The sequence below is a fragment of the Micromonospora phytophila genome (assembly GCF_023656545.1).
In the GTDB taxonomy this organism is placed as follows: Bacteria; Actinomycetota; Actinomycetes; order Mycobacteriales; family Micromonosporaceae; genus Micromonospora; species Micromonospora phytophila.
In genome coordinates this window covers 1-9,813 of the sequence record NZ_JAMOKF010000215.1, presented here as the reverse complement: position 1 = coordinate 9,813, position 9,813 = coordinate 1, and the positions used below count along the sequence as shown (strand labels likewise).

Here is a 9,813-nt window from a genome sequence, read left to right as displayed (position 1 = left end):
TGGTTTAGTCGCCTTTGCTCGTACCGAAGGCCCTTCACCATGTCACGCCGCCACGCCGGCAACGAGCGCGATCATCAATCTCTTGCGCGATCCGCCGACACCCCGAACCCCTTATTTACCAGGCTCTCAGGCATTCTCTGCCCTCATCAGCGGCAGGCGCGTGGCAATCGTGGATGACGTCATAAACGCCGGATCCGCCGTGCGTTCGACGGCCGCTGCGGTGCGGGCGAGTGGCGCCGAACCGGTCGTGATCGCCGCCCTGCTTCGGCTGGGCGAAACGGCTCTACGGCAGCAATCCCTGGCCCCCGTGCCACTGACAACGCTGGCTTCATGGCCTAACACGTTATGGGAACCTCAAGAGTGTCCCCTCTGCACGGCGGGCGTGCCGTTGGAGCAGTCCATCCTTTCCTGCGGCTGAACCCGAGCATCCAGGCCCTTTCTGATCGATGCCGGGCAGCTGCGATCCGCCGCCTGGGAGACGATAGGCGTGCACTCCGAGAAGGTGGTCACGTACCTGCAGATGACGAGTCCTGGCCAGCTGCGGTGGGCGAGGGCTGTCGAGGGCCTGGCCTTGGTGCCGGTCAAGGACGCGGCCGGGGACAGCTTGTCGCAGTTGCAGGAGGTACACGATCGCATTGCGTTGGCGCATCGATGGTCGAGCTTGGCATGGTCAAAACGGAACTGGGTCGACTGGCTCAGCGACCCGGCGTTGCAGCACTGGTGGATCCATGTGAACGACAAGCTGGCCGGTTGGGGCTGTCTGCGCTGGCATTCAGGGCTGGAGGTGGAACTGGACACCTTCGGCCTCAGGCCGGAGTACATAGGACATGGATACGGCGGTTACTCCTTGTCACTGCTGACGCATGCTGCGTGGAACCTGCAGGGGCCGCAGAACGGTGTAGAGCTCGGCGGGCGGACGCGGCGCGTCTGGCTGCATACCTCAAGTTGGGATCATCCTCACGCGCTGGCGAACTATCGGGCCCGCGGCTTCGTGCCGGTCAGCAGCTTGCAGCCCCTTTGATGTCCCCTTAATCCGCGGGTTCGGGGTTCGAGTCCCTGGCGGCGCACCAACGATCAAGGCCCTGGCCTGGTGGTTCACACCGGGCCAGGGTCTTCTTCGTATCTGCTGGTGGTGGGTGGTCGCTCGGCGGGTGCTCGGGAGCCGTTGGACCGGGCTGGCTCGGTTGCACGCGGTGCCGCGCCAGCGGATAGATAGGCCATTTACGTGGCGCGTCGCGTAGGGGGGCGGGGCCAGGCTCGGATCTGGTGACTCATTGTGCGCGCGATCTGCGACCGGGTAACTTCACACTGCTGTTGGTGAGTCGTCCCGTGCGCGGATAGGGGCAAGTCGTGCGTCAGATCGTGCGTAGGTCGGTGCGGGCCATCCTTCTGGATAAAGACGGCCGCCTGGTGCTGATCAAGCGGATCAAGCCCGGCCAGGCGCCGTACTGGACAACGCCAGGGGGCGGCTTGGAGTCGACGGATGTCTCCCTGGAGGCCGCACTTCGCCGCGAGTTGCACGAAGAGCTCGGCGCTGAGGCGGACCAGTTCGCCCAGGTGTTCTTGTTCACCGCTCCTGATGGCGGAGGCGTTTCCGTGCAGCACTTTTTCGCCTGTCGGCTGCTTCAGGTGCAGGAGGACGCCCGTACCGGGCAGGAGTTCGCTGATCCATCGCGTGGTGACTACCAGCTTGACCGGGTGACGATCGACAAGCTGCCCGCCGTGGATCTCAAGCCGGATGCCCTGAAAGGGTTCATCGCCTCCAACGAGGAGGCACTGCTCTCGCTGTAGAGCAGGCTGGCCACAGCATCGCTGGGCCGAGTCTGAAGTCCCGAGCTGCCTTTAAGGCTCCTTGCGGGCTCCGGGCGCCGTCCAGGGTGGCGGCCACGGCGCCAATGAAGCCCAGCTCTCCGGGCCGCTCGGGGGTGTAGCCATCGCGCAACCTCGATCATGTGGTCGACGTCGTCGCGTTCCGCAAGCCGGGTGCGTAGGAACACTCGCCGTACGTGCACGTCGTAGGCAATGTCCCGTGCCAGACAGCTCCTTCATCGGTACCGCCAGGTCCCGGGCCAGGATCCCTACTGCCATAGCGGACTTCTTCTGCTCGATGCCGGGGAATCTCCGCAGTCGTGTCGCGACTCCTGGGATTCGGCCGGACCGCGTGACTCTGCCAAGATCAACCTCGCATCCTGGAAGTGCGGGCGGTACGCCGCGCCAACCGGGTCTGGCTGCGCTCCTGCGGGACCGCGTTGATCGCCGCGGTCAGCCTCCGCCTCGATCAACGCCCGATAGATCATTCCGCCGCGTGCCGGACCCGATCATTGACGTCGGTGCCCTCGAGCGCGTCTAGCACCTCCAGCCTTGGTGCTCTTGGCCGTGCCGGACTGTCCATCGCCGGCCCAGTCTCTTGGCCGCAGGTCAATATCTGGAGGCCATGGTTGGCAGTTGGAACCTTGTGTTGACCCATTCCGGCGTGAGGTGTGCGATTATCGCACTATGGCTGGAGAGCAGCAGGACTGGCGCCGCATCGGCGAGCAGGTGCGGCAGGCGCGCCTGTCAGTAGGCATGTCGCAGCAGGACCTTGCCGATGGCGTGGGGCTCGATCGAACCATGTTGGCCAAGGTTGAGGCTGGCAGTAGGCGCCTCGATGGGGTGGAGTTGGCACGATTGTCCCGTGCGCTGAAGGTATCGATGGAGTACTTGATCGAGCCGCGGCCGGCGGTGCTGTCTCGACGGGCCGCGATGCTGACCGAAGAGACCGACACCGAGGCCGCTCGCTCCTCTGAGCGTTTGGAGATCGCTCTGGTTGAGTGGCTGCGCAATGTGCAGCAACTCGTAAGCGTCGGCGCTTTGCAGACTCATCCGCTACTTCGATACACCGGTACGGTGGCATCCGAGGCTGATGCGAGGCAAGCGGCCCAGTGGTTGCGGCAGCAAACTGATCTCGGTGATGAACCAATCGGCAGCATCATGGATCTCTGTGAGCGCGCAGGGCAGTGGGTGCTTGTAACTGACCTGCCAGGCGATGGCGCGTCCCTAATTGAGGGGGAGTTGGCTGTTGCGGTTGTAAGCACACAGGGCGACCCCGGTCGCCGGCGAGCTACCGCTGCACACGAGCTTGGCCATTTGATCATTGGAGACGAATATTCCAGTGACCTGGGAGTCAGTACGTCTCGCGCGGATCGCGAAGCGGTGATCGATGCATTCGCTGCGGAGTTGCTGCTGCCGGTCAATGCGATGGCCGGCGCCTTGAGTGACGGGCGCGCGAGCCGGGATCGGCTGATTGCCTACGCCGCTCGATACCGCACCTCTTGGGTGTTGACATTACGACAGGCTGAGCAGGCCGAGGTGATCGATGCCGCGACACGTCGGGCCTGGAGCTTCCCCCGGCCCACCCGCGCGGAGTTCATGGAGGCTCTAGGTTGGGTGCCCCAGCCCGATCTTGCCTCGGTGCGGGTGTCGCCGGGCTATGCACATGCGGTTATTCAGGCGTGGCGGGCCAACCGAATCACTCGAGCTAGGGCCCTCGAGTTGATGTACGGCCAGATCACTGATGCGGACCTGCCTGAGGAGGATGACCTGGAGATTGCTCCGTGAATCTGTCGATGCCGCCGGGGTCGGTCCTTGTGCTCGATACGATGCTCTTATCTCATTTCACCCTCGCTGACCGGTTGGACGTCCTGCAAGACTTGCTCATGGACGCTGACTGCTGGACGACGCAGGTGGTGATGGAGGAGCTGCGGTCGGGAGCTGCGACCCGGCCAGAACTGATGGCTGCGTGCGAGGTGGACTGGCTAAAGAAGGCTCAGTTGGACACCCTTGACGAGATTCGATGCTTCACAGCATGGGTTAGAAGACTTGGCGCTGAGGAGCGCAATCTCGGTGAGGCGTCCGTCCTCGCTGCTGCTGAGCTGCGGAGAGGTATCGCAATCACGGACGACCGGCAGGCCACCAAGGTTGCCCGTGAGCACCAAGCAGAGGTCCATGGCACGATCTGGCTTCTCGCTGCAGCGTGCCGGACTGGCAAGCAGACCGAGATAGGTGCGGGCAACCTCATCGACGCCTTGAGGGCGACGAGTGCTCGTCTTCCCTGCTCGGGTGCAGACTTCCCGGCCTACGCCCGCAGGCACCACCTGCTATAAGGGGTTTGTCTCGGGAACGCATTTGCGGCGAGTCTACTGGCCTCGGGCGGGTCGGGGTCGGTGGGCCGGGGCGGCTCAGGTCCGTCGGACCGAACCGGGCCAACGTGTCCGCGCGGACGATCCGCTACCGGCTGCCCGCCACGGTCACCTCGTTGACCTTCACCAGTCCAGGTCGGCTGCCACATCCGCGTCGGTGGTTTCGGCGAGCTGTTCGCGCGCCCGGTCGGCCAGGTCCCCGGGCTTGCTGGGGCGTGTCGTCCACTAGCGCATGGACCTGCCACCACCCGCCGCCGAGGTCCATCGCATAACCGAACAGCGGAGCCCCGATCCGCAACCTCGGGTCCGATCGCGTTCGGGATGTTGCACCACCGACAAGCATCGTCCGAGTGGAAGTATCGCGAGGAGGTCGGGTAGAGAGGCCGGGAGGAGGCCGGGCCGCGTCCCCGTTGGCGCTCGGGATCCCATGCCGTGCGGGGGTGCTCCGTGGGTGCTCCAGCGCGATGGACGGGCCAGCAGTTGGTGGACTGAGCGGGATGTTGTCTCCTTGAATTTGGGGCTGACCGGCGAACGGATGGACTCACGCGACGGGGCTGGACGTATCGACTCGACCATGATCAACCTCTTAATCCGCGGGTTCGGGGTTCGAGTCCCTGGCAGCGCACCAGCAATCATCTGGGCATTCACTCCTCGTGGGTGGGTGCCCAGATGTCGTTTCAGCGCGAGTGACAGCAGCGCCGACAGCAACGATGTCACTCATCAGTGCCATCACCCGTCTCAGGCTCAGTGGGCGCCGCGTCTATGTGTGCTGCGGCCTCTTGCTGCATGGCCCGCATGACGTGCCGTACATGTTCATGGTCACCGCGATCTGCGAGTGGCCGAGGATGTCCATGACGCCTCGCACGCCATCGTCCAAGGCGAGCCGAGCAGACCACCACCCGGCGTGTCAGCTTCCGTACGAACCGTCAAGGTCCGCTTGACGGGGCGCACCGGGGGCTGACCTGGTGGGCGACGGACGAGTCGACCGGTACGCCGGATTGTGGGGTCGGTTGTGCGGCGATGCTGGTGAGCCGCGCCTAGCTTGCGCCCTGGCGGCGCTGGTGGGACAGGTCGGGGTGGTGGTGGGCGCCGGCGTGGCAGTCGGGGTCGGTGTGCACGGTGGCGGTCGCCAGTCGGGGTACGGCGTGGGTGAGTTGGTGTTCGGCGTCGGCGGCGATTTCGTGTGCGGCGACGAGGCTGAGGTGGGTGTCTACGACCAGTTCGGCTTCGGCGTGCAGGCGGTGCCCGATCCAGCGGAGTCGGACCGCGGCCACGTCGCGGACGCCGTCGACGGCGCGGAGGGTGGTTTCGGCCTGGTCGACGATTTCGGGGTCGACGGCGTCCATGAGCCGCCGGTACACCTCGCGGGCGGCGTCCTTGAGCACGAAGGCGATGGCGATGGCGATGACCAGACCGACGACCGGGTCGGCCCACCGCCAGCCGAGGGCGGCGCCGCCGGCGGCGAGGAGCACGGCGAGGGAGGTGTAGCCGTCGGTGCGGGCGTGCAGGCCGTCGGCGACCAGGGCGGCGGAGCCGATTCGGCGGCCAACGCGGATGCGGTAACGGGCGACGAGTTCGTTGCCGATGAAGCCGACCAGGCCGGCGGCGGCCACCCAGGGCAGGTGGGTCACCTCGGCCGGGTGCAGCAACCGGGTGACGGCGGTCCAGGCGGCGGCGACGGCGGAGGCGGCGATGACCGCGACGATGATGATCCCGGCGATGTCCTCGGCGCGGCCGTAGCCGTAGGTGTAGGAGCGGGTGGCGGCGCGCCGGCCGAGGAGGAAGGCGACGCCCAGCGGCACGGCGGTCAACGCGTCGGCGACGTTGTGCAGGGTGTCGCCGAGCAGGGCGACCGAGCCGGACAGCACGACGATGACCGCCTGGGCGATGGCCGTGATTCCGAGGCCGACCAGCGAGATCCACAGGGCGCGTAGCCCTTCGCGGGAAGACTCCAGCGCGGGGTCGACCTTCGCGCGGGAGTCGTGCGAATGCGGAACCACGGCATGCGTCAGCCGATGCCACCAGGCGGCGAGTCGACCGCCGTGATGGTGGCCGTGATCGTGCGGGTGGTCGTGACCGTGCTCCTGCTGGTGGTCGTGGTCGTTCACCGCGGCTCCCAACGTCCCAGGCGGCATGACAGTCGATACCCCCGACGGCGGCGATAATATGTGCTCATGTACGCACGCGACAATCGTGCAGGTGCCAGTGACCTGCAACAACGCCTTCCTGCTGATAGCCAGGTAGAGGCGGCTACGGAGATGTTGCGGATGCTGGCCGACGGCACCCGGCTGCGGTTGATGTGGCTACTCGTCGGCGGCGAGCACGACGTGACGGCGCTGGTGGAGGCGCTGGGGGTGGCGCGGCCGGCGGTGTCGCAGCATCTGGGCAAGCTGCGGTTGGCCGGGCTGGTCGTCGTGCGGCGCGACGGCCGGCGGGCCCTCTACTCCGCTCGAGGTGGGCATGTGCGGCGACTGGTGACCGAGGTCATGCAGGCGGCGTCTCACCGGGTGGCCGGCATCCCCGACCACGACTGACGTGCGAGGTGGGTGCGGCTACTCGCCAACCTTGGAACGGGGGTCGGCGAACCAGTCGCGGGTGAATCCACGGACCGCGTCGACGTCGACGGTGTGGCAGGCGATGGTGCGGTAGGCGTGCACGGCCTTGACCGCCTCGGCCTGGTCAGGGGCGGCGCCACCGACGACCCGGCCGGCGGTGGAGTCGGTGACGAAGGCCCGCACCTGGGCGAGCTGCTCGGCGGGCAGGTCCGGCCGGTAGGTGACGATCACGTACCCGTCGCCGATGACGTGCCCGAACGACGTGGCCGGCACGACCTCGCCCGGTTCGAAGAAGTCCTTGACCGGGTGCCCCCCCGCCGGCGGGGAACGTCTCGGTGCGGTTGCGCACCTCGCAGGTGCTCGCCGGGTCGGCAGCGGCCTGCACCGGCCGCAGCGCGTCAGTGCCGGAGGTGATGGCCAGGACCGCTGCGGCGACGACACCGGCGGCGATCAGCGCACCGTGTGAGAGCCGGACATCACGCAGGCGGGGCAGGTAGTGACGCAGCACGTCGCCGATCATGAACATGGCCACGGCCGCGATGAGCTGCCCGATCTCCACGCCCAGGTTGAAGGCCAGCACCCGAGGAACCAGCCCGTCCGAGGGCAGGCCGACGTCCTGCAACCGGGTGGCCAGGCCCAGGCCGTGGACGAGGCCGAAGGCGAGCACGGCGGCGGCGAACCAGGTCCAGTTCTTCGGTCTGCCGCGCAGGCCGACCACGCCGACGAACACCAGGCTCAGCGCGACCACGATGTCGACCAGGACCGGGTTGACGTGCCAGTCGGCGACGGTGGCGGTGAACAGGGTGATGCTGTGCCCGAGCGCGAACAGCGAAATCAGCTTCGCCGCCCGCCGGATCTCGCCCGCCAGGAGCAGAATCCCGCCGACGAACAGCAGGTGATCCCAGCCGGCGAGCATGTGCTTCGTGCCTAGCCACACGAACCCGCCGACGGTTTCGCTCGATCCGCCGACACCGTGAGCCCAGGCCGCCCCTGGAAGCACCAGCACCATGGCTGCCACCACACCAGCAACGACCGAGCCCCGTCGCACCGCAGCGAACATCGCCCCAGCCCTCTTCTCCGCCAGCGCCGCAGGCCGGGAACCCCGCCGCGTCGTCTGGTAGTCGCTCGGCCGCCGCTTCTAGTTCCCGTAGTGATCCTGGCAACGAGAACGTCGAAGTGCTTCGGGTCGGCTGGCTGCGGCGTCAGGCCACGGGTAGCCCCGCCAGGCCGGCGGCGAGACCGAGGGCGGCGCTGACGCCCAGGACGCGCAGGACCGACCATCGGAGCCCGAAGACGAGCACCGCCGAGATCGCGGCGATGGCCAGCGGCACCGGTCGCCAACTGCCGGGATCGGGCAGCTCCAGGTGAAGCGGGCCGGTTGTCACGATGTGCTGCCGGGCGAAGAGGGTGTGCACGGCGAAGTAGAGGCCGAGGTTGGCGATGACGCCGACCACCGCGGCGGTGATTCCGGTCAGCGCGGTGGACAGGGTGTGGTTGCCGCGGAGCCGTTCGACGTAGGGCGCGCCGAGTAGGACGAACAGGAAGCACGGAACGAAGGTCACCCAGGTGGTCAACAGCGAGCCGACGACACCGGCAACCCACGGATTGAGGTTGCCCGGATTGTGGTAGGCGCCCAGGAAGGCGACGAACTGGACGACCATGATCAGCGGACCGGGTGTCGTCTCGGCCAGCGCCAGGCCACGGACCATGTCCCCGGCGGTCAGCCACCCGTAGTCCTCCACCGCCCGTTGCGCGACGAAGGCGAGCACGGCGTACGCGCCGCCGAAGGTCACCACGGCGGTTCCGGAGAAGAACAGGCTCTGCTGGGTGTAGACGCTGCCAACACCCGTCAGTGCCGCCACCGCAACGACCGGGACGAACCAGGCGAGCAATCCAACCGCCAACACGGTCATGGCACGCCGCGTGGTTGGCCGGCTGTGGTGCAGAGCATCATCCGAGATCAGAGGGGCGGGATCGTCCTTCCCGCTAGAGCCGTGACCAGCGGAGGTCAGGTACGCCGGACGCCACTGGTGGACCGCCCAACCCGCCAGCGCGGCCAGCGCCACGACGATCGGGAACGGCACCCCGAAAACTGCCAAGGCGGTGAACGCAGCGACGGCGAAGCCCAGCAGGACCCGGTTCGCCAGGGCGCGGCTTCCGACCCGCCACACCGCCTGGGCGACGATCGCCACCACCGCCGGCGCCAGGCCGGCGAACAACGCCGTCACGATCCGGGTGTCGCCGAACCCCACGTACAGCGCCGACAGCGCCAGCAAAGCGATGACGCCGGGCAGCACGAACAAGATTCCCGCGATCAGCCCACCGCGCAGCCCGTTGAGCAGCCACCCGACGTAGATGGCGAGCTGTTGGGCCTCCGGACCGGGCAGCAGCATGCAGTAGTTCAGGGCGTGCAGGAACCGGCGCTGCCCGATCCATCGGCGTTCGTCGACCAGGTGCCGCTGCATCACCGCGATCTGCCCGGCCGGGCCACCGAACGTCTGCAAGGAGATCGAAAACCAGGCCCGTACCGCCTGCCCCAGCAGCACCACGTCACGCACAGGCACCGCCGCTTCCGCCGCCGACCCCCGCGAGCCGTCGGTTAGAGCATCCGTCACATCCGCCATGCCGGCAGTCATTTTCAATATCTACCAGGTTGGTAGGGAATACCATCATGCGGGAAGGAGCAAGTCAACGGCGGCAGCGAGGGTGGAGAGCCTCTGAACGTTGGCGGTCCACGTCGCCGAGGCCGGAATGGATCGACCCCTGTCTGACCCCAACTGATCGCAAAATGAGCACGCAGGCAAGCCGAGCGATCAAGCCGAGCGACCAAGCCGAAGCAAGGTCAGCGCAACTGACGCGGGCTGAGAGGGTTCACTCTTGATCTGCGGGTTCGGGGTTCGAGTCCCTGGCGGCGCATGACAGCCCGCACTCAGACGGACCCGCTCCACCCGCACTAAGAGCCTGGTAAATAAGGGTTTCAGGTGTGTTGGTGGCGGGCGAGGCGGCGGGTCATGACGATGATCATGGCCCATTGGACCATCGCGGCGTGGTGGTCGGGTAGCCGTTCGTAGTCTCGGACC

Annotated in this window: 10 protein-coding genes; 6 read left to right on the top strand and 4 right to left on the bottom strand. The window is 67.0% G+C overall.

Going from position 1 to position 9,813, the window contains the following annotated elements; genetic code table 11:
• From NCC78_RS21890 to NCC78_RS21870, 5 genes are all read left to right on the top strand, one after another.
• A partial coding sequence (locus NCC78_RS21890; protein WP_250796704.1) for a type I phosphoribosyltransferase occupies window positions 1–418 on the top strand: 418 nt, incomplete at its 5' end.
• A 69-nt stretch (window positions 419–487) separates the two neighbouring features.
• On the top strand, window positions 488–1,021 hold the full coding sequence (locus NCC78_RS21885) for a GNAT family N-acetyltransferase (RefSeq protein ID WP_250796703.1): 534 nt from the start codon (window positions 488–490) through the stop codon (window positions 1,019–1,021).
• A 329-nt stretch (window positions 1,022–1,350) separates the two neighbouring features.
• Window positions 1,351–1,791, top strand: a complete 441-nt coding sequence (locus NCC78_RS21880) for an NUDIX hydrolase (protein WP_250796702.1) — start codon at window positions 1,351–1,353, stop codon at window positions 1,789–1,791.
• Between the two features lie 705 nt (window positions 1,792–2,496).
• On the top strand, window positions 2,497–3,597 hold the full coding sequence (locus NCC78_RS21875) for a helix-turn-helix domain-containing protein (protein WP_250796700.1): 1,101 nt from the start codon (window positions 2,497–2,499) through the stop codon (window positions 3,595–3,597).
• Complete coding sequence (locus NCC78_RS21870; protein WP_250796699.1) at window positions 3,594–4,142, top strand: PIN domain-containing protein; 549 nt, start codon at window positions 3,594–3,596, stop codon at window positions 4,140–4,142. Before NCC78_RS21875 ends, NCC78_RS21870 begins: the two co-directional genes overlap by 4 nt.
• A gap of 1,073 nt (window positions 4,143–5,215) precedes the next feature.
• Here NCC78_RS21870 and NCC78_RS21865 read toward each other — a convergent pair.
• Window positions 5,216–6,286, bottom strand: a complete 1,071-nt coding sequence (locus NCC78_RS21865; protein ID WP_250796697.1) for a cation diffusion facilitator family transporter — start codon at window positions 6,284–6,286, stop codon at window positions 5,216–5,218.
• Window positions 6,287–6,436: 150 nt separating this feature from the next.
• Between NCC78_RS21865 and NCC78_RS21860 the strand changes: the two genes are divergently transcribed.
• A complete protein-coding gene (locus NCC78_RS21860; RefSeq protein WP_250796690.1) occupies window positions 6,437–6,712 on the top strand; it encodes an ArsR/SmtB family transcription factor in 276 nt (91 codons plus the stop codon).
• A gap of 18 nt (window positions 6,713–6,730) precedes the next feature.
• On the opposite strand, the gene NCC78_RS21855 is transcribed toward NCC78_RS21860, so the two are convergent.
• The 3 genes from NCC78_RS21855 to chrA form a co-directional block, all read right to left on the bottom strand.
• Complete coding sequence (locus NCC78_RS21855; protein ID WP_372495177.1) at window positions 6,731–6,964, bottom strand: hypothetical protein; 234 nt, start codon at window positions 6,962–6,964, stop codon at window positions 6,731–6,733.
• A complete protein-coding gene (locus tag NCC78_RS32585; RefSeq protein ID WP_372495176.1) occupies window positions 6,858–7,742 on the bottom strand; it encodes a HupE/UreJ family protein in 885 nt (294 codons plus the stop codon). Before NCC78_RS32585 ends, NCC78_RS21855 begins: the two co-directional genes overlap by 107 nt.
• A 193-nt stretch (window positions 7,743–7,935) precedes the next feature.
• Window positions 7,936–9,297, bottom strand: coding sequence for a chromate efflux transporter (gene chrA, locus NCC78_RS21845; protein WP_250796685.1), 1,362 nt, complete (start codon window positions 9,295–9,297; stop codon window positions 7,936–7,938).
• Between the last annotated feature and the right edge of the window lie 516 nt (window positions 9,298–9,813).

Bases quoted from the DNA above. Each gene is read 5' to 3' on its own strand.
- NCC78_RS21860 (WP_250796690.1), top strand. From the start codon at position 6,437: ATGTTGCGGATGCTGGCCGACGGCACCCGGCTGCGGTTGATGTGGCTA.
- NCC78_RS21875 (WP_250796700.1), top strand. From the start codon at position 2,497: ATGGCTGGAGAGCAGCAGGACTGGCGCCGCATCGGCGAGCAGGTGCGG.
- NCC78_RS32585 (WP_372495176.1), bottom strand. From the start codon at position 7,742: ATGGTGCTGGTGCTTCCAGGGGCGGCCTGGGCTCACGGTGTCGGCGGA.